This is a genomic window from Erysipelothrix inopinata, from assembly GCF_014396165.1.
In the GTDB taxonomy this organism is placed as follows: Bacteria; Bacillota_I; Bacilli_A; order Erysipelotrichales; family Erysipelotrichaceae; genus Erysipelothrix; species Erysipelothrix inopinata.
On the sequence record NZ_CP060715.1, the window covers coordinates 1,572,197 to 1,593,059 of the forward strand.

Here is a 20,863-nt window from a genome sequence, read left to right on the forward strand (position 1 = left end):
TATAAATGTTTTAACTTATGCTATGATAGTGTCAACATGAACAATAAAAATGTGCAAGGAGTTGAAGTGATGAAATTAATTGATCTTTTAAAGGTATATCCCACAGCAATGCTCGAAAAATCGCAAGTTGGATTAGATTCTTGTTTAGTACTGACGGATGGTATTGATACGATAGCGATCCCCAATGATGTTTTATCAGAATCGGAAAGAGATTTGTTAGAACTTATGTATGGTCGGCAAGAACATTCAAATTCGCCGTGGTTTAATCGGCTTATAAATCATCAAGATACAACTAACCTAGCAGATGTGGAATCATGCCGTTTGATTCATTTTGAAGTCGTTGGTAAAAACTTTGATAAACAATTATGGTTAGAAACTTTTGAATCGGGTTTTATCGATGTCGTCGATGATTTCTTTATCTCCGATAAATCGGGAATTGTTGTTGTTCGTGATGAGGTTCTTGATAAGGAATCGATATCCGGCTTAATTAATGCCCTCGATTCAGATTTTAATACAAAAACATCCATCTTTCTCGGAACGCCAATACTTCAACGCATTCATTTGGATGCGCTCTATGAAGAAGAGAAAACATTATTTAACCTTTTTAAACACCAACAGCCATTGACTGATTACTTATCGGTTTATACACCACATTTTTTAAGTAAGTTAACTCAAGATTCAACTACTGCAAAAATGTTGGCCTACCGTCTTGCAAATGATCAAGAAATGCAAGAAATCATTGAAGTCATGTGGCAAGCTCAGGGGAATGTGAGTCTTGCTGCAGGGAAGTTATATATTCATCGTAATACTTTGAATCATAAACTGGATAAGTTTATAGATCAAACGGGTTTTAATCTTAGAGATATTCATCAACTTGCTTTGTTATATTTAATTGAATCAAACATGTAAAAAAGAGATGTTCCATCATGATAAGCTCCCCTTAAAGTAGACACCCGAAATAAATAAAAACGGGTACTACAAAAAGGAGGAGCTTTTTCTATGGGTAGAAAGAATAAATATCCAGCGGAAATAAAAGAACAAGTAGTTAAAGAATATTTGAACGGCATAAAAGGTGCAATGGAAATATCCCAAGAATTATCGATTAATCCTGGGACATTGCGTAGATGGGTGAAAAAATACCAAATCGTCGGTGTTGAAGCATTCTCATATAAACCTCGAAATAAAAGTTATTCGAAAGAACTTAAGGAATCTGCTATTCAAGATTACCTTGAAGGACTAGGTTCTCTCGCAGATATTATTATCAAATACGATATAAGTTCCGATGAGGTTTTGCGTGGATGGATAAACAAGTATAATAGACTTGAAACCATAAAGGATTACGATCCTAAAGGAGAAGTCTATATGACAAAAGGTAGAAAAACAACGATTGAAGAACGTCAAGAAATTGTCGCACATTGTATTGAACATGACTACGATTATAAGGGAACCGCCGAGCTCTATGGTCTTTCCTATGCTCAAGTTTACCAGTGGGTTCAAAAATATAACGAGATAGGATATGAAGGGCTTCTTGATAAACGTGGCAAACGAAAACAAGAAGATCAACTCAGTAATGAAGAACGTTTAGAACGTAAAATCAAACAACTCGAAAGAGAACTTGAACTGAAAGAACGTGAGAATATTCTATTAAAAAAAGTGAAGGAAATAGAAGGGCGGCGATATTCTCCAAAGCAAAACAAGAAGTAAAGTATCTTGCCGTGCAAGAACTTCATTATAAACATGGTTGGAGCATTCAATGGATGTGTAAGGTACTTAAAATCGCAAGAAGCAGTTATTATAAATGGACGCACCGTGTTGAAACAAGCAATGAAATTGAGAATCATGAGCTTTGTAATCTCATTCTTGATTATGATGAAATGTTTGGACATATCTTAGGTTATCGACGAATGACAGATTGGATTAATGAACTTAATAGAGTTCATTATAACCCAAAGAGGATTCATAGACTCATGAAGATGCTGGGTGTGAAATCAGTGATTCGTCAAAAGTCTAAAAAGTATTCACGAAGCACTCCTGAAATCACAGCTGAAAATATTTTAAATCGTAATTTCTTTGCTTCTAGACCAAATGAAAAATGGTTGACAGATGTCACAGAATTTAAGATTAAAGGTTCAGGTAAGAAGCTGTATCTCAGTGCGATTATTGATCTTTATGATTTGAGTATTGTGGCGTACCACATAAGTGATCGTAACAATAATCAACTTGTGTTTGATACTTATCATAAAGCTATCACGAGATATCCAGAGGCAAAGCCTTTATTTCACAGTGACCGAGGATTCCAATATACAAGTAGGGTATTTAGAAAACAGCTAGAAGATCAAGGAATGATACAAAGTATGTCTAGAGTGGGACACTGTATTGATAATGGTCCTATGGAAGGATTCTGGGGAACTATCAAATCAGAAATGTACTATCCTAATGAATTCAATACTAAAAGCGAGTTAAAGAAAGCAATTGATGCGTATATTGATTTTTATAACAACAAGAGACTTCAAAAACGATTTAAAAACAAAACACCAATGATGGTTCGAACTGAAGCATTAGGATCAGAGACACCTATAAGTTATTCAATTCCAACCAACAAGAAAATTGAAGCTTATTGGTCAAACATTAGAGAAAAGCAAATGCAGGCGACTGTAGCATAAGAAAAGATGATTCATCGTAAAGCGATAAATCATCTTGGGTATTTTATTTATTTCACCTGTCTACTTGACAGGGAGCAGTTCATCACGAACATCTCTTTTCTTTTACTTAAGATATTTATTCCAATATTCTTCATACGTTAATCCGGAGTCATGAACCTTAGTTGCAAGGCCTTTTCCTAGATATCGAATATGCCAAGGTTCGTATTGATAGCCAGTGATGCTTTCTTTTCCTTTAGGATAACGAATTATAAAGCCAAATCGGTGAGCGTTATTTGCAAGCCATACTGATTCTTCGGTATTACCAAAATCAAACATGTTGCCACCAGGAACAGTGACATCAATGCTCAAGCCCGTCTGATGTTCTGAGAAACCAGGACGTGAAGCGAGTTGCAATGTTTTTTCATAGCCAATTTCACTAACATATTGATCAAAAATTCTTTGTTGTGATTCATAAGGTCGATATGAAGAGGTTACGAGAACTCTTTTTCCCGTTTCATTTTCTAAAGCATCGACTAAGGCCATGAAAGCTTGAACTGCTTCAGGGTGGGCACGGTAGCCGTGGTCAACCGCATAATGATTTGGGACTTCGCGAAGTTTTGGTACGAAACCATCAGGTAAACGTCGCGTTTTATTTACAAGAACGCTAAGGCTATGCGCATCTGAAACCACGACATCGCCGTTGTTTCCAGATACACCAGGCTTTTCCTTATCAGGTTGTGTCGAGGTTTCAGGATCTTTTACAACAGGCTCTTCAACTTCTTTTTTGGGAACAATAACACTGAAATTAAAAGTAATATTTGGATCTTCAGTGATGAAAATTTGAACAGGGTAAGTTCCCGGATTGCTCATATTTAATTCTGTATCAATGGAACAATCTACATGTTTTGGTTCTTCACTAAAGTAGGGCGTTAACCCGAGGTATTTGAACTCCGCATCGAAGTCACTGCCCATTCGAATAGAATCATTCTCTTCGATTAATTTATCGAAATGATAAACCTCAATATAGGCGGATTTGCTGACTTCAGCTTTAACGGGTACTAAAACACGAGCATGTTGGCTTTTTTGTGTTAGTTTAATAATTAGTGTAAAATCATCGTCGATAGGTAATTGATTAGATCGACTGTTTTTTAGAGACAGCTTTTCATTTTGACTTGAAACAGCGTCCTCCCATGACATAGGCTCATCTTTTGCAAATTGAATCTCGTAGTCGATTTCTTCAAATTTACTGAGTGTAAAATCAACCCAAGTATCAACTTGGCTTTTTGATAAGTAGTCATATTTCTCAACAACAGGGTTTTCATTAAATAGAATAACAGTCGGTTTGTTAAAGTATCGGTATGCGATAAATAACAGAATCCCAAAAACAACTGCGACTCCTGATAATATAAAATAGCGATATCGTTTCATAAGATCTCCCTTTCCTCATTATCATATCAAGTTATTGGTTCGAAAACTATGTGAATTCGTGGGTAAAACGCAATAAATAGTGGTGATTGTGGTGGTATTCATGATTTCGTTGCATATTGTTATATTGTTATGTAGAATAAAGGAGATAGATGGAGGTTATTATGAGACGTAAAACACTCTTATATATTGAGGTTGCTAACTCAATTAAAAAAGATATTTTAGAAGGAAAATATGAGGTAGGGGAGTATATCCCTACTGAAAACGAATTGGAGCAAATCTTTGATGTCAGCAAGATTACCGTTCGTAATGCTATTGATATATTAGTCAATGAAGGATATTTAGCAAAGAAAAGTGGTAAGGGTACCACAGTATTAAGTAACCGTCTTTTTAATAAGCTTTCAAAAGCGCGTTCATTTTCATCAATATTAGAAGAAGATCACAAATTAGATAAACAATATGTATCATTTAAAGAAATCGATGTATCATCTAATGAGGAGCTTCATGAAACGTTTGGAAATAAAGCATATTGCTTAGAACGGGTATACTTTCTTGATGATCATCCTTATATCTATTTTCAACACTATCTCCCAATTGGTGAAGAAAATGGAATTGAAGACATTGAAAAACAATCCTTGTACAAATGGCTTGCTATGAATGGATATGAAGTTGAACACTTTAGAGATATGTTCTCAGTGGCAACAGTGGGTATTGCAATTCAAAATTTACTTGAAGTTAAATCAGATACCTTGCTATGTCGAAAACGATATTCATATGATCATAAAGGGAATATTATTGAACTTTCTTATGGCTATTATGATTCTCATAAGTATCCATATGTTATTGATTACGAAATATAACAAGATTACATAAGTACAAACCAAGATACACGTTGATTGAAAAATCAGTTATACTTATCATAGAGTTATACAGGAGGAATACAATGAAAATTTTAGTTACAGGTGGTGCTGGATATATTGGCAGCCACACATGTGTCGAATTATTAAACGAAGGTCACGAAGTTGTTGTTGTCGATGATCTATCGAATTCAAGCGAAACGTCTTTAGAACGTGTCGAAAAGATTACTGGTAAAAAAGTGATTTTTGAAAAACTTAATATTTTAGATCGTGAAGCATTAGATGCTTGTTTCTCGCGTCATGATATTGATGGTGTTATTCATTTTGCAGGATTCAAAGCAGTAGGTGAATCCGTTGCAAAACCAATTGAATACTATCATAACAATATTACTGGAACACTTGTTCTATGTGATGTCATGCGTGCTCACAATGTTAAGAAAATTATTTTTAGTTCTTCCGCTACAGTGTACGGTTCTCCTAAAACAGTTCCTATTACTGAGGACTTCCCACTTTCTACAACCAATCCTTACGGTTCAACAAAGTTAATGCTAGAACAAATTCTACAAGATATTTATATTTCGGATCCAAGTTGGGGCGTTGTTATCTTACGATACTTTAATCCAATTGGTGCTCATGAATCAGGAATTATCGGTGAAGATCCAAAGGGAATTCCAAACAACTTAATTCCTTATGTTGCACAAGTTGCGGCAGGTATTCGTGAGAAAGTTTCTGTATTTGGTGATGACTATGATACATATGATGGAACAGGAGTTCGAGATTACATTCATGTTGTTGACTTGGCAAAGGGCCATGTTGCTGCTATGAATAAAATAATGAACGAAAATGAAGTCTTAATCTACAACTTAGGAACTGGTAACGGATCCTCAGTGCTTGATATCATCAATACTTTCAGAAAAGTATCTGGCCAAGAAATTCCTTATGAAATTTGTGATCGCCGTCCTGGTGATATTGCAATTTGCTATGCTGATACTGAAAAAGCATTCAAAGAATTGGGTTGGAAAGCTCATTACAACCTTGAAGAAATGTGTGCTATGTCATGGAATTGGCAAAGTAACAACCCAAATGGGTATGACAAATAATTAATAATTTATATAAAACCTTGAGTTTATCACTCAAGGTTTTTTTTGTGCTGTTTTATTTTTGTGACATCAATTGTTATTTTCATGACATCAAATGGCGTTTTTGTGACATCACGATAAAAAACCACCGTTGGTTGTGTTATTATTTAAGCCGAAATGAAAACGCTAACTGTAACGTCTGTTATCTGTAACAACGTGAATTGCTAAGATTTTATATGGGGATTAACGATTATCGTTAAAAATTAATAAACGCGATATAACTTTCATAAAAATTTCATCTACTTTCACCTTGATTACTAGTTTGTAAAAACATGAATGGTACAGTTTAAGTGTATTAGATTTTAAAGAAAGGATAATTTGTATGTTTAAGAAGAGACATTCGAAGTTTTTAATGGTGCTTTTGACAGTGTTTATGATGGTTCAAATGGCACCGCTTTCTTATGCAGATACAAAGGCAGAGACAGCAAAAGATGCTGTAACTGCTCAAGTTGAAGACGGTAAGAAAGAAGATTTGCTTGCTGATGAGTCTAAAAAAGATTCTAAGGATGAAGCTAAGTCGAAAGACACAGATAAATCCAAAGAAGAATCTAAAGTAGATAAACCAGTAACTCCAAAAGAGGCTGCTGATGCAGAAGATGTTGTTGTGAATACATTACAACTTACATTTGATCGTGCAACAGGCAGTAAAGATGTTACGGTCGTAACCGGTGACAAAACAAATGCTATCTTAACGTTTGGTTTGGGTAGTAATGTTGCAAATGGTCAACTCGGTTTACGTGTTAAACTACCAAAAGGCGTAAAACTTGATTACGCAGAATTTGTTGAGTTTAAAGTAACACGAGGTTCAGAATTAAATCCAACCACACCCGATCCAGAGGAAACAGCTCTTGATTATTATTGGATTACCAATACGAAACCTTTAGCTTCCGGATCATCACGTGATATTGAATTTAGACTGACTCCTTTTGCGACTGGTGTCACAGCTGACGGATCAAAAGTCGATGTCGTTGCTGATGCTTTCCAAATTAAAGAAAATGTTGCGTCACCAATCAATGGATCAGACAAAGCTGTCATTACAGCAAAAACTGATTCATTCAAATGGACAGAACCTTCAAGTTCTCACTCTGTTTCAGGTGGATCACTTACAACTAAAAATGTAACAATCAGTGAGTTTGCATATTCAACATACGTTCGTTCACAAACATCTAAAACTGGCGGCGCATACGCTAATAAGATTGTTTATGAAAACCGTGTGATTGTACCTGTTGATGACTCAAATAAAGCGATGATTAAATTTAAGATTGAAAATATTTTAGATAGTAATCGTCAGCCTGTTGCTACAGATCGCTTGTCAAATGTAAGTTATGATTCTGATGGAAATATTCGAAGCTTTACGATTAAAACAGAAGTTACGAATTCAAATCCAAATCAAGAATTTACAAACAATACAGGTGCATTCTACATTAAGGGTGCAACAATCAATCCAGATCAAATTGTTAATCAATATAATTTAAATCCTGGAGATACAAAAACACTTGAACTTACACATGAACCTTCTAAAGCTACAATCTATCCATTAGTAAAAACTACTGAATACTCAGAGTCTAATCCTCTTGTAGTAACAAGTCCAAATACTTATAAAACTTCCGTTACATTTACAAACCAAGTTGAAACTGGAGAAGAAACTAACAGTACACTTGAAAAGAAAATTGTTCGTTTGGGTGGTGTTGATACAACCAATACTGACTATAGTAAATTATCAGGATATGATAATGATTTAATTACATATACATTAGGATCCAACTTTAGAAACCGTCAAGAAGGCACATTGAAAGAACTTCGTTTCACAGAATATGCTAACAAGGTTGATGAAAACGGAAAACAAATTGGTTTCAATACTGATGAAATTCGTTTTGATAATCTAAAACCAGGGATTCTAAAACAAAAAGACAATGTACCATTCACTAATACAACACTTGATATTGTTGTTTCGTTTGAAGGTACTACAGATACACTAAGCAAGAGTTATTCTGCTCAAGACCTTAATGAACTTGCAGATCCAAATGGTGAAAGATACAAAGCTGAAAGCTTAATTCGTGATCCTAAGGATGAACGGGTGGTTAAGAAAATTGAGTATGTTTATAAAAATGTAGAGTCTGGCGCATATATCAGTACAGCTCCACGTCTCACATACACGATTCTTGCACGTGATCTTGTTTTTGATAACACTAAGGTTACAAACAATGCTGAAATGACTTATAACTATATGAATAAGAACTTTACCAATACAAGTAAAGATGCTTACTTTAGTTACAAGAGCCGTAAATTTATTGACGAAGATGGTAGCATCAAAGATAAAAAAGAAGGATTTAACTTTAACGATGATCGCTTCCAAAGAAGAAATGACGTTATTCGTTTTACTATCAACATAGAAAACGATAAGACAGATCCAATTAAAATTAAAACAATTGAAGACTTCTACACAAAGAATATGAGTCTATACAATGGTGCTCATTCAGTCTTTAATGATAATTCTTCAAAAGATATTGAACCGATTTATCTCCAACAAGATAATGATGCAAACCTCGTCATCTGGAATCCTCAAGATCCGACACAACGTCTTGAAACACAACCAGGTTTCACCATTACATCTGATACAAATGTAGATAGCTCACTTTATCATTTGATGAAAATTGAATTTGATGATGAAGTCGTGCTACAACCAAGTGAAACTTTAAAATTAACCTATACAATGTACGTTAATGACACATATATTGCTGATACAGCTATCGGTAACCGATACACTGCATTTGATGGTCCTGATGCTGTAGCCACAGGTGAATATTGGCGTGCACGCCGTGAACCTGGAGATTGGTTCAGAAACATTAATAAAGATGTCGTTAATGCATCAAGTTCAAAAACAGCAGAACTTCCTGTAGAAAATGATTATTTAATCTATACTTTACTTGTAAAAAATGACACAGTTCATACATGGTATAATCCAACAATTGAAGATACCTATACTAATAATGTTGAACTTGCTTACGATACACCAATCGCAGATGAAATAAGACCTGAGGTCTTAGCTAAATATCCTGTGAATGATGATATTGACAGTAAGCTTCACTTAGTAGTTGGTGTCAATGACAAGAATGAACAATACCTTCCAGAAGGCGTTGATGTTTCACAAATCACAGCTGAAGTTAACGAAGATCACAATCACTTTATTGTGAAAATGCCAAATAGTATTATTAAACCAGGTGAAGAACTTCGATTAATTTATGCTGTGAAAGTTAAAGAAAATATTGATACAACAATCTTGAGTAACCGTAAGATCGTTAACCGTTTTACAACGAAGGCTTATCCAACAGCAGATTCCACAACACCAATTGATGTTCTCTTTGGTCGCAATGAACTTGCATTAAGTCCTGATTATGGTAAGACAGGGGACGTTTCAGTTGTTAAATCAGCACAACCTCTCAATGATGCGAAAATTAATGGATTGATTCACGGTGATGAAATTCGTTACAAAATCACAGCTTCAAACTACTTATCAAGAGAAAATAGAATTGTTAAAGTTAAAAATGTTATGGACTTCGTTCCAGACAGTATCGACTTCAAAGAAGATACTTTAAAAGTTTATACAGTTGTTACTCCTGAAAACGAAGGCTACGTGGATGTTGAAGCAAACAGAACTGTGGTTGATCCATCACTCTATGATGTCACTTATGATGCAACAACACGTAAAATTCTTGTCGCATTCAAAGACAGTTTTGAAATTCCAGGACTTAATGTTGATGGAACAACAAAGAACCGTGAACACGTTCAATTGATTGTTGAATTTGATGCAAAAGTTAACACAACAAATACAGTCTTCGGACCTGAAGAACTATCTGTATCACGCGTCAATACTGCGGGTGTTTACTATACACAACCTGCAACTGAACTCTTATCAAAGAGTGGTCAATTAATTTCAAAACATGAAATTCCTGAAGAGTTTAAACAATATGATGACAATGATCCTGAAACGAAGAGTTTCATCATTGGTAAAACACAATCAGCGATTCTATTGAATCAAAATATCCTCTACGGTAATGTCTTGAAGAAAGTTAATCCATATGTACATGATGTAGGAAATAACGATACAAATACACGTACCTACAAGATCCATATGCAAAACTTGTCTTTCGTAACGCTAGAACCTACACACCTTGTAGACTTGTTACCTAAGTATGAAACAATCGATACTACAAAAGATGTAATTGTTTATGATTCTAAGAATCCAGATGCAGTAAAACATCCCGTTGATTATGTTACAGATACTGTGACGATTGAAGGTAAAGAATACAATCGTATTCAATTTACGAACCGTCCAAAAGATGATGATCATCACATTGCTATCGAAGGTATTACTAAATTTGGTGATATGAATGAATGGGTCTTAGAGTATTCAACGGTTGTTGATAAAGAAACAGCCTTGAGTGATTTCTATGAACAAGATATTTATCTCGAAAACCAAGTTAACAAAATTGCAATGTATACTGAGAAAGAAATGATTGTTCGTGCTCAATCATCATATGAAGCTGCAGCAAAACAAACAAATGATGACCAACCAGACACTAACTGGGATAGTAATCCTGATACAAAGATTCGTTATGTCAACTCTACTGAAGTTCGAAATGTAGCACAATCAATTGTGCCATTTGTAAATGTACAGAGCCAATGGATCCGAATTTCTGGAGAACAAGAAGAATATATCAATTACGAAAGTGGACAATCAATCAATCCGGGCAGTGTTGTAGCTTGGAAAGTAAACTTTGGTAACGGAAATGCAGATGATACTCCTGATATCGTGAAAGGTTCTTATGTAACATTAGAACTTCCGGTAGGTAGTTACTTTGCAGGATACCGTGATAATACACTTCCTTCATATCTTGAAGAAGTGGATGGACCATTTGTAGTAGGAGACTCTCAAAAACGACTTCTAGTATGGCGTGTTAAAGAGGATCTTCCAAAAGGAACCGTCAAAGAATTTACAGTTCGTTCAACGACACAAGAAGCAAAATATGAAACTTATGAAGCGGGTGCAGAATTTATTCCACTCAACCAACGATTCATTGAATCGAAAGTTAGAAACTGGGCACGATTCCAACCTTATTCATTTGAACCTGATTATGGAGATCGCACACACATTGGTAGTGATCTAGTCGGTGAATCTTACCTTGTTAAGAGCCGTTCTCAAGTTGATGTCTTCGGCAGTTTAGGTATTGGAGCATCCTTAAAAGTAACAGATAAAACAAACAGTTCAAATGTTGCTACAAGTTACTCACGACCATATACAATTAAAGTGCCAACAAGTGCAAGTGAAGTTCGTTATACAATGCAATTTGATGTTAAAAACTCAGCACACAAAGTTAGTGACATCTCACTTGTAAATAGACTTGCTCGCATCGACGATACATATGTATTGCGTGATGAAAAACGTGATAGCTTGGCTTCCATGAATCTTGTGGGAGACGGTGATTTTGAAATTTTACTTGTTGATAACAACTTAAACAGTGTTACACGTACATTTGATCCTTCAGAATATACTGTTCAATATGCATTTGAAAGTCCAAATTATATCTTTACTGAAAATGACTTTGAAGCTAATGGTAGTGACATTTGGAAAACTGCTCAAGAAATTACAGACAGTGGTTTATCCTTTGAAGATGTTACAGCTGTTCGTGTTCTCATGAATAGCGATATCGAACTTGAAAGTGGTCAATCAGTCCGTGCAAACTTTACAACATCACTCGAAGAAGCATTCCGTGAAGACTGGTTTGCAAACGACTCGTTTGCTTACCGTGTACGCCTTGGTGATACACTCCATGTTAATGCAGAAACACGTAATGTTGGTGTCAATACAAATGTTCAAAAAGACCGTTTAGTTATTAATACTAAAGTTATTGATCCTGCATTAGTACCATTACGTACAACATTTGATGTAGATGTTATTGCAAAAGATGGTGATACTGAAGTTGCTCGTGTACCACTTACTATCGATGTTATGAAAGCTGGATTTAATCTTGCTTCAATCGACTGGGTAGAAGCACTTTCACGTGACTACACATACACTATTGAACCAAAACACTATGAACAATATCGTGCTCCAAAATTCAGTGTATCAAGTATTAAAGACCGTACAGGACTTACAACATATACTGTAGATTTGGAATATGAACGTATTATTTATGATGAAGTAAAAGTTGATGTCAATGTGGTAAATCCACGTCAATTCAACATGCTTAATGAAGCAAGTTACACCATTCAAAAATTTGATGCTACAGGCACTATGGTCGATGAATTTACGGATACATTAACCATTGATGCTAACCAATCTGCTACAATGGCTTACACCACTTTCGAGACAGGATTTACCTATAAGTTAATTCCTAATGAAGAAGCAGGGTACCATGTAACGGTTGAATCATCAGAAGAAACATTAGATACTACAGGTATTCGTCATCACTTCGTGATTACATACCAAACTCAATACACAGATAGTGCAGAGGTAAATGTTAAGGTTATTAATCATAGTGGTAAGAATCTTCTTAAAGAAGTAGCTTATGATTTCTATTCTGACCAAGATCTTGTATCAAGTGAAACATTGAAACTTACTAATTCTGTTGGCAGTCGTGATCACAAGGATCTTATGGAAGATAAAACATATTCCGTGAAACCTAAATTCTACGAACGTTATAAATTAACGATGACAACAGATAAACAAGAAAATCCTGATGGATCAATTCACTGGGTATTTAATCTTGAATATGAAGAAGTAGATGAAGCAACTATCTTTGATGCAGCGGAAGTGAATATCGAAGTAGAAAATATCACAGGTAACTTAAAACTTGATAATGTATCGTATGACTTCTTTGAAAATGATCAAATCATTGATACACAAAATCTCAATGTTGTGAATAACACAGCGCAACATAGTTATAAAGAATTACAAACAAAACGTACATATAGTGTTACTCCTAAGAATTACGCAGGGTACACTACAACGATGTCTCAAGATAAAGTTCTTAATGCTGACGGAAGTATTACTTGGATCTTTAACATTAAATATACTGAAAATGTACCGGTAAAATTAAGCACAGCTGAAGTGAATGTTAAAGTGATTAATAAGTCAGGCAAAAATATTCTTAAAGAAGTTGATTATGACTTCATGGAAGATAATGCAATTCTTGTATCAGAAACATTAGGACTTACAAAACTTGAAGGTCATAAGGATTACTCAGAGTTGAATCCAAAATCAATCTATGCTGTGAAAGGTAAAGAGTATAAGGGATACAAACTTACTTCAAAAGCTCGTACAGAGGTAACTGAAGAGGGAGGACTTCACTGGATCTTTGATCTTGAATATGTTGAAGACAAAAAAGATGACGGAGGAGAAGTAATTCCGCCAACAGGTGTCGATAATGGCATTATTTACGGAGCGATTGCTCTTGTAGCAGTTGGTGCTGTCATTGTTCTTATTAATCGTAAACGCAATAAATCTGACGAAGATAAGAAATAAAACCTAAAGAAAACATGAGGCTTCCAATGGGAGTCTCATGTTTTTTGTATATATTAATTAGAGTCTATCTAAGGTGTCCTTTAACGCGTGGAGTGCAGCAAGTTTTTTGATACTTTGACGCTCGTTTTTCAGATTGCGGCTCAGGTGATATTCCTTAACGGTTACATCATCCTTGATTGCGACTGCAATGTACACTAGGCCTACAGGTTTATCATCGCGGTAAGTAGTAGGGCCTGCAACACCAGTAATGCCAATACCAATATCTGTTTGAGCATATTTTTGTATTCCTAATGCCATTTGTGTAGCAACTTTAGCAGTTACGGGAGTATTTTTCGCGATTTCATCGTGAGAAACACCCAGTAATGATTCTTTAAATGCTGAATCATAAGTGCATGCTCCGAATTTAAATACTTTGGAACTTCCGTCAACGGATGTGATAAGGTCACTAATCTTTCCACCTGTAAGACTTTCAGCGGTAGCTATGGTAATAGACCGTTCTATTAAGTGATCAACAAGAACCTGTGCCATATTGGGTTCATTGATGCTGTAAAGGTGATTTGTGAACTGATCTGATAGTAAAGCAACCATTGGTTTATTTAATGCTTGAGCTTCCTCAAGCGTTTTAGCTTTTGAAGTAACACGTAATACGACGTGGTCTACGGATGCATAAGGAGCGACACTAGGATTGCTTGAATAGAGTATCTCATCGCTAAGTGATGCTTCTACAGATGATTCTCCAATGCCGAAGAGATAGAGGTAATCTGATACCAAACGTGCATCCATAAATTGTTCAAGATAGGGGACAACTTCATGATTTACCATGGGTTGCATTTCTTTGGGCGGACCGGGTAAAACAACAACAAGACTATGATGACATTTGAAAGCAAATCCCGGAGCAGACCCAGTTTCATTTTTAAAAACATGAGCACCTTCAATAACTAATGCTTGTTTCTTATTGTTATCAGTCATGGGTAAATTACGATCGGTATACGATTTCAGAATTTTATCCAAGCTATCTTGGTGATAAACAAGAGGAATCCCTGATATTTCCGACATGATATTTTTTGTCATATCATCAAAAGTAGGGCCGAGGCCACCTGTTGTAATGATAAGTTCACTCCGTGATAATGCTAATGATAATGCGTCGTTTAAACGTTGTGAGTTATCACCAACAACACTTTGGTAATAACAATCCATGCCTAATTCCGCTAGTTTTTGAGATAAAAATTGAACATTTGTGTTTAAGGTTTGTCCCATAAGTAATTCAGTACCAATACATATTATTTCTGATTTCATTCCATTCACCTCAATTGATTCTTCTATTATTATATCAAAAACTAATTGACACAGATGTCATTTTAATGAAACTTGGTGGGTAAGTAGTTTTTGATAATTAGAAATGTTATAATTATACGGATTAATGCTAAGGAGAATGTCTGTGTTAAGTACAAATAATTTATCGCTAATGTTTGATGGAAAGGCTCTGTTTGAAGATGTTTCAATTACATTTCATGAGGGAAACTGTTATGGAGTAATTGGAGCTAATGGAGCTGGAAAATCTACATTTTTAAAACTTTTAAGTAAGGAATTAGAACCAACAAGTGGTCATGTATCACTTCAATCAGGAAAGAGACTCTCGTTTTTAAAACAAGATCACTTTGCGTATGATGATTTTACTGTGTTAGAAACAGTTATTATGGGTAACGATGCGTTATACCAAGTTATGAAAGAAAAAGATGAAATCTATATGAAACCAGATTTCACTGAAGAAGATGGAATTCGTGCAGGTGAACTTGAAGAAAAGTTTGCTGATATGGATGGTTGGAATGCGGAAGCTGAAGTCTTTACCTTATTAAATGGACTTAAGGTTGATTCAAAGTATCATGAAGCACCCATGTCAACACTACCAGGACCTGATAAAGTTAAAGTGCTTTTAGCACAAGCAATTTTTGGAAATCCTGATGTTTTATTATTGGATGAGCCTACAAACCACTTAGATGCAGATGCAATCCGTTGGTTAGAGGAATTCGTGATTAATCTAGATTCTGTTGTTATTATCGTTTCTCACGACCGTCACTTTTTAAATAAAACATGTACTCATATTGCTGATATTGATTACGGTAAGATTCAAATGTTTGTTGGGAACTATGATTTCTGGTATGAATCCAGTCAATTAATTCTTAAACAAATGAAAGATGAAAATAAGAAAAAAGAAGATAAAATTAAGGAGCTTCAAGATTTTATTGCGCGATTTAGTGCGAATGCATCGAAGTCGAAACAAGCAACATCACGTAAACAAGCACTTGCTAAAATTCGTGTTGAAGATATGGTTCCTTCCAAACGCCGTTATCCGTTTATTGAATTTAAGCCAAAACGTAGCTTGGGACAATCTGTGTTTACAATGGACTCAGTATCTAAAGAAATTGAAGGACGTAAAGTTCTCGATAATATCTCATTAACAATCAAAAACGGTGACAAAATCGCATTTGTAAGTTCAGATGAAACTGCCATTACAACGTTCTTTGATGTTATTACAGAGACAATTCCAATGGACTCCGGTGAAGTTCACTGGGGGTCATCTGTTGAATACGGCTATTTCAATAAAGCGTTTGATAAAGAATTTGAAGTTGAAGATCGCATTGTTGATTGGTTGATGGAATTTTCCGATGAGAAAGATGAGACATTTGTACGTGGTTTCTTAGGGCGAATGATCTTCTCGGGAGATGACGCACTAAAATCTGTGAATGTCCTCTCAGGAGGGGAGAAAGTACGTTGTATGATGTCCAAGATGATGTTACTTGGAAGTAATGTACTTATTATGGATGAACCAACAAACCACTTAGACATGGAATCCATTACTGCACTGAATAATGCATTAATTCGTTTCCCAGGTACCTTGCTCCTTGCGTCACATGATCAACAAATTATGGAAACAACAGCAAATCGCGTGGTTGAAATCTGCGAAGATGGAACGCTCAAAGACTTCTTAGGAACATATTCTGAATATCTCGATCAAAAAAATAAGTAGGAATTAATTATGAGGATATATTTACAACCCATTAAAACAGCAATGATTGTATTTCCGTTCCTAGCATTTGCAATTCTTATTCCATTTATGATTTATCAGTACCGTAGATATGGTTCAGTATCTAAATTTCGTTCTTTTATAATTTATACTTTTATATTTTACTTGATGTCTGCATTCTTCCTTGTTATCTTACCGCTTCCTGATAGAAGTACGGTACATACAACAATGAGAGACATGATGCAGCTTCAACCCGGTCGCTTTATTCGTGACTTTATGCAACATACGAAGTTTGTATGGGGAGATATGAGTACCCTTAAAGCTGGTCTGGTACAAGGCGTATTTACACAACCTGTTTTTAATATTATCATGGTCATTCCGTTTGGCATCTATGGTCGATACTACTTCAACTGGTCATTTAAAAAGACACTATGCTTGTCATTTCTACTCTCATTATTCTTTGAAGTGACACAGTTAACAGGCTTGTATGGATACTATCCAGGACCCTACCGACTCTTTGATGTTGACGATCTGTTTTTAAATACCTTGGGGGGCGTTATTGGTTTTGCAATCGCCCCTATGATGACCTTCTTCTTCCCAAAACGTGCTACTTTGGATTTGGAATCTTTCGAGAAATCAACACATGTATCCTATATTCGTCGCGGTGTTGCACTGCTTATTGATACAACGGTTATTCAAATCATTGCATCCATTTTGATTGTTGCACTCCGTGCAATTAAAGTAACAGTGATTCCAGACTTTGTCTTGAAAGCTGTCTTATTTATGATTTATTACTTTATGCTTCTTTATGCAATGTCTGGGCAAACATTAGGTATGAAACTCGTGAAAATTAAAGTGATTTCAGAGAAGGAGTCTCTAAGAGGATGGCAAATTCTTGTGCGTACTGGGTTATTTTACGTTCTCGTATATCAAGCGATTCCAATTATTTCTTATCTCTACCAATCATTTTTCACAGTTGATCTAACTGATGGTGTTCAAGCTTTAATTTATCTATTAATCTTTGGTGTGTATTACCTTGTTATGGGTATTCATTTCTTAGTTACCATCTTTACGCATGATAAACGTTTATTTTATGAACGAATTTCACGAACTCATATGGATAGCACATTTCATAAGCAATAAGTTTGTGTGAGTCTTTGTGAATGTTCGGGGTATCTATACATTCGAACAGAAATGGTTTAAAATTAGAAATTGAGGATGATATTATGAAGAAAAATAAAAATAAAGAATTCTTTCTATTTCGAGCTAAGTTTATTTTTGGTTTACAAGTTCTTATCAGTGCTCTCACTACATTTGCACTTTACCGTTTAAACTTACTTCCAATGAAATACTTTGGTATTGTAGTAGCATTAATTGTTGTCTTACTTTTACTAGTAGGATTGATGCTTCTCAAATCCAAAAAAAATGGTGTCATTAATACAGGAAAAATCTTAAGTTTAATTCTGAGCCTCGCAATGATTTTAGGTACAAAATACGTCTTTGACGGAAACAGTTTCCTAAAGAAAATCACAGGCGCTGACAAAGATGTTCATTTGATTTCAGTTATTGTTATGGAAGATAGTAGCTATAAAAAATTTGATGACGTTAAGAATTTAGAGTTTGCTGCAAATACCGGATTTGATAAAGAAGGTATTGCGAAGGCTCAAGAACTAATTAAAAAGGAATTTAAAACAGATGTTAAGACGGTTGATTATAAAACTTATGATCAATTAGCTGATAGTCTCTACACTGGTAAAAGTCAAGTCATGCTGCTTAGCGAAGCACACCGTGGCCTTATAAAAGAATCCCACGAAGACTTTGATCAAAAGACACGCGTTATCGCAACTGTCCAATATGACGAGGATAGTAATGTTAAGAAACGTGATGTGAATGTTAAACAAGAAACGTTCTCGATTTTTATCACAGGAATCGATACTTATGGACCCGTCTCTACGGTAGCACGTTCAGATGTGAATATGATCATGACGGTTAATCCACGTCAACGTCAAGTGTTGCTTACTAGTATTCCTCGTGATTATCACGTGAAACTTGCATCAAAAGGCGCATATGACAAACTGACTCACTCTGGTATCTATGGACCTATGGAATCAGTCAATACGCTAGAAAACCTACTTGATATTGAAATTGATTACTACTTGAAAGTTAATTTTAGTTCTGTAGAACGCATTGTTGACGCTCTAGGAGGAGTTGAAGTAAATTCATTTTATACCTTTAGCGTTGGAGGTTATTCGTACCAAAAAGGAATGAATCATATGAATGGCCCTATGGCACTTCGATTTGTTCGCGAGCGAAAAACATTGCCAAATGGAGATTCGGATCGTGGACGTCACCAACAAGAACTTATCAAAGGAATCATTAACAAAGCGGCATCACCTGCAATTATTACTAACTTTAACTCAATCCTAGATTCTGTTTCAGATAGTATTATTACAAGTATGCCTGATAATGAACTTCGTACATTGATTAAAATGCAGGTAGATAATCCTGCATCATGGGATGTGCAAACAGCACAACTTAAGGGTACAGGGGCTTACAGTAAGACAACTTACTCAATGCCAGGTTGGAACTTGTACGTTATGGAGCCTGATTTCAATTCAGTGAATAATGCTACAAAACTTATCCATGATATGGAAAACAACAAAGTTATTAAATCAAATAACGATAATTAGTCAAAAAAAGAGAACTCTCCGGAGTTCTTTTTTAGGTTCTTTAAAATCTGGTGTTGGTGAGATATTTATCTCATCAACACTTTTTTATTTTAGATAATAAAAAAAGACATAGATAAGTAAATCCTCTATACTAAAGTCACCACAACCAGAGAAAGGGATCCATCATCTATGTCCAATCAAAATAATACACGAATTTTACTTAATATTAAAGACAAATCCATACATTTTTCAGATGAAAGTGTTCAACAAGAAGTCATAAAAGGAGTTTTATCTCACGTTGTATACGCTACACACTCTCCGGATCATCCCGATTATTGCACAAAATGTGGTTGCATTAATCAAGATAACTCTATTATTAAAAACGGAACTAAGTCTGTCACAATTAAACTTCCAAAGTGTTCTAATTTCACAACCTACTTAAAACTTAAAAAACAACGCTATTACTGCAAGATGTGTTCGCATACATTTATCTCTCAAACAAACCTAGTTGATAAAAACTGCTCCATATCCAAGAACACCTATCATAAAGTACTTTTAGAAATTAAGACAAAACGTTCTGTTTGGGATATATCAAAGAGTAATAATATCTCTCACACTACCATTAACTCTTGGATCACAAATATCAATTCAAAGTTTATTCAACCTCACAATTCCTTGCCCAAGAACCTATCCTTCGATGAGTTTAAGTCAGTTAAAGAGGTTAAGGGTAAGATGTCATTTATTTTTACAGACGCTGATACAGGTAAGATACTGGATATCCTTACGCATCGTCATATTGGTTTCCTCAAGTCTTATTTCTTTTCATTCCCTCTTGAAGTTAGAAAACAAGTAGAGACTGTTTCTATGGATATGTTTAAAGGATATATCGACCTCGTAAAGTCCTGTTTCCCTAACGCTAAAATAATTACCGATAGATTCCATGTCGTTCAGCTTATTAATCGATCATTCAACTCTGTAAGGACGCAAGTTATGAAAGAGAATAAACAATACTACTCTAAATTGAAGAAGTATTGGAAACTCTTAATGATGACTCAAGATGATTTAGATGACAAAGAATATAAGCACTTTAAGTGTTTCCCTCATCTTATGACTGAACAACAGGTCGTCGATGAACTCTTGAGATCTTCAAAAGAACTCGAAGAGTGTTATTGGTTAATGCAGCGAATACGGCTCTCTATCAATAACAGGCAAATAGACTATTTCGAAGACTTAATATCCAAGAATTACAAACATCTACCCAAGACGATTCAAACCACAATCAATACATTCAACTATCATAAAACATCGATACTTAATGCACTTACTTATGAATACTCAAACGGAAAATTAGAAGGTACTAATAACTTAATAAAAGTAATTAAGAGAATTGCATTCGGGTATCGATCATTCACAAATTTTAGAGCGAGAGTTTTACTTATAAGCAACACAATGTTACCATTACAATTATAAAAAGCTCCACCACAAATTAATGTGATGGAGCCGTGACTCTAAATCAATATTGGAGTTCACCAACACTAGATTTTCAAGAGCCCTTTTTTAGTGTAATCACTTTTTAGATTT

The 20,863-nt window shown here is 35.1% G+C and carries 12 protein-coding genes; 10 read left to right on the forward strand and 2 right to left on the reverse strand.

Annotation, left to right across the window (positions count from 1 at the left end; all coding sequences use genetic code 11):
* Nucleotides 1-69: 69 nt before the first annotated feature.
* From H9L01_RS07720 to H9L01_RS07730, 3 genes are all read left to right on the forward strand, one after another.
* Nucleotides 70-909: a helix-turn-helix domain-containing protein gene (locus tag H9L01_RS07720; RefSeq protein ID WP_187533384.1), complete on the forward strand. Its 840-nt coding sequence runs from the start codon at nucleotides 70-72 to the stop codon at nucleotides 907-909.
* A gap of 90 nt (nucleotides 910-999) precedes the next feature.
* Nucleotides 1,000-1,704, forward strand: coding sequence for a helix-turn-helix domain-containing protein (locus H9L01_RS07725; RefSeq protein ID WP_187533385.1), 705 nt, complete (start codon nucleotides 1,000-1,002; stop codon nucleotides 1,702-1,704).
* Between the two features lie 11 nt (nucleotides 1,705-1,715).
* Entirely contained in the window at nucleotides 1,716-2,663 is a 948-nt protein-coding gene (locus H9L01_RS07730) for an IS3 family transposase (RefSeq protein ID WP_187533386.1), read from the forward strand.
* 102 nt (nucleotides 2,664-2,765) lie between these two features.
* Here the strand turns inward: H9L01_RS07730 and H9L01_RS07735 are convergent, their stop codons facing one another.
* Nucleotides 2,766-4,070, reverse strand: coding sequence for a M15 family metallopeptidase (locus H9L01_RS07735; RefSeq protein WP_187533387.1), 1,305 nt, complete (start codon nucleotides 4,068-4,070; stop codon nucleotides 2,766-2,768).
* Between the two features lie 161 nt (nucleotides 4,071-4,231).
* Here H9L01_RS07735 and H9L01_RS07740 point away from each other — a divergent pair, with 161 nt between their 5' ends.
* From H9L01_RS07740 to H9L01_RS07750, 3 genes are all read left to right on the forward strand, one after another.
* A complete protein-coding gene (locus H9L01_RS07740) occupies nucleotides 4,232-4,927 on the forward strand; it encodes a GntR family transcriptional regulator (RefSeq protein ID WP_187533388.1) in 696 nt (231 codons plus the stop codon).
* Nucleotides 4,928-5,010: 83 nt separating this feature from the next.
* A complete protein-coding gene (galE, locus tag H9L01_RS07745; RefSeq protein WP_187533389.1) occupies nucleotides 5,011-6,024 on the forward strand; it encodes a UDP-glucose 4-epimerase GalE in 1,014 nt (337 codons plus the stop codon).
* A 361-nt stretch (nucleotides 6,025-6,385) separates the two neighbouring features.
* Nucleotides 6,386-13,588 (forward strand): DUF2207 domain-containing protein, encoded by a 7,203-nt coding sequence (locus tag H9L01_RS07750; protein WP_187533390.1) that lies wholly within the window; start codon nucleotides 6,386-6,388, stop codon nucleotides 13,586-13,588.
* A 57-nt stretch (nucleotides 13,589-13,645) separates the two neighbouring features.
* Here the strand turns inward: H9L01_RS07750 and H9L01_RS07755 are convergent, their stop codons facing one another.
* Nucleotides 13,646-14,884: a competence/damage-inducible protein A gene (locus tag H9L01_RS07755; protein ID WP_187533391.1), complete on the reverse strand. Its 1,239-nt coding sequence runs from the start codon at nucleotides 14,882-14,884 to the stop codon at nucleotides 13,646-13,648.
* 142 nt (nucleotides 14,885-15,026) lie between these two features.
* Here H9L01_RS07755 and H9L01_RS07760 point away from each other — a divergent pair, with 142 nt between their 5' ends.
* The 4 genes from H9L01_RS07760 (at nucleotide 15,027) to H9L01_RS07775 (ending at nucleotide 20,752) form a co-directional block, all read left to right on the forward strand.
* Complete coding sequence (locus H9L01_RS07760) at nucleotides 15,027-16,616, forward strand: ABC-F family ATP-binding cassette domain-containing protein (RefSeq protein ID WP_187533392.1); 1,590 nt, start codon at nucleotides 15,027-15,029, stop codon at nucleotides 16,614-16,616.
* A gap of 9 nt (nucleotides 16,617-16,625) precedes the next feature.
* Entirely contained in the window at nucleotides 16,626-17,756 is a 1,131-nt protein-coding gene (locus tag H9L01_RS07765; protein ID WP_187533393.1) for a VanZ family protein, read from the forward strand.
* Nucleotides 17,757-17,839: 83 nt separating this feature from the next.
* A complete protein-coding gene (locus tag H9L01_RS07770) occupies nucleotides 17,840-19,303 on the forward strand; it encodes an LCP family protein (protein ID WP_187533394.1) in 1,464 nt (487 codons plus the stop codon).
* Between the two features lie 168 nt (nucleotides 19,304-19,471).
* Nucleotides 19,472-20,752, forward strand: coding sequence for an ISL3 family transposase (locus tag H9L01_RS07775; RefSeq protein ID WP_187533253.1), 1,281 nt, complete (start codon nucleotides 19,472-19,474; stop codon nucleotides 20,750-20,752).
* The last annotated feature ends 111 nt before the right edge of the window (nucleotides 20,753-20,863 follow it).

Excerpts from the sequence above, each read along its gene's own strand:
- H9L01_RS07720 (WP_187533384.1), top strand. The coding sequence starts at position 70 with ATGAAATTAATTGATCTTTTAAAGGTATATCCCACAGCAATGCTCGAA.
- H9L01_RS07740 (WP_187533388.1), top strand. The coding sequence starts at position 4,232 with ATGAGACGTAAAACACTCTTATATATTGAGGTTGCTAACTCAATTAAA.
- H9L01_RS07735 (WP_187533387.1), bottom strand. The coding sequence starts at position 4,070 with ATGAAACGATATCGCTATTTTATATTATCAGGAGTCGCAGTTGTTTTT.
- H9L01_RS07765 (WP_187533393.1), top strand. The coding sequence starts at position 16,626 with ATGAGGATATATTTACAACCCATTAAAACAGCAATGATTGTATTTCCG.
- H9L01_RS07770 (WP_187533394.1), top strand. The coding sequence starts at position 17,840 with ATGAAGAAAAATAAAAATAAAGAATTCTTTCTATTTCGAGCTAAGTTT.
- H9L01_RS07750 (WP_187533390.1), top strand. The coding sequence starts at position 6,386 with ATGTTTAAGAAGAGACATTCGAAGTTTTTAATGGTGCTTTTGACAGTG.
- H9L01_RS07755 (WP_187533391.1), bottom strand. The coding sequence starts at position 14,884 with ATGAAATCAGAAATAATATGTATTGGTACTGAATTACTTATGGGACAA.
- galE (WP_187533389.1), top strand. The coding sequence starts at position 5,011 with ATGAAAATTTTAGTTACAGGTGGTGCTGGATATATTGGCAGCCACACA.
- H9L01_RS07775 (WP_187533253.1), top strand. The coding sequence starts at position 19,472 with ATGTCCAATCAAAATAATACACGAATTTTACTTAATATTAAAGACAAA.
- H9L01_RS07725 (WP_187533385.1), top strand. The coding sequence starts at position 1,000 with ATGGGTAGAAAGAATAAATATCCAGCGGAAATAAAAGAACAAGTAGTT.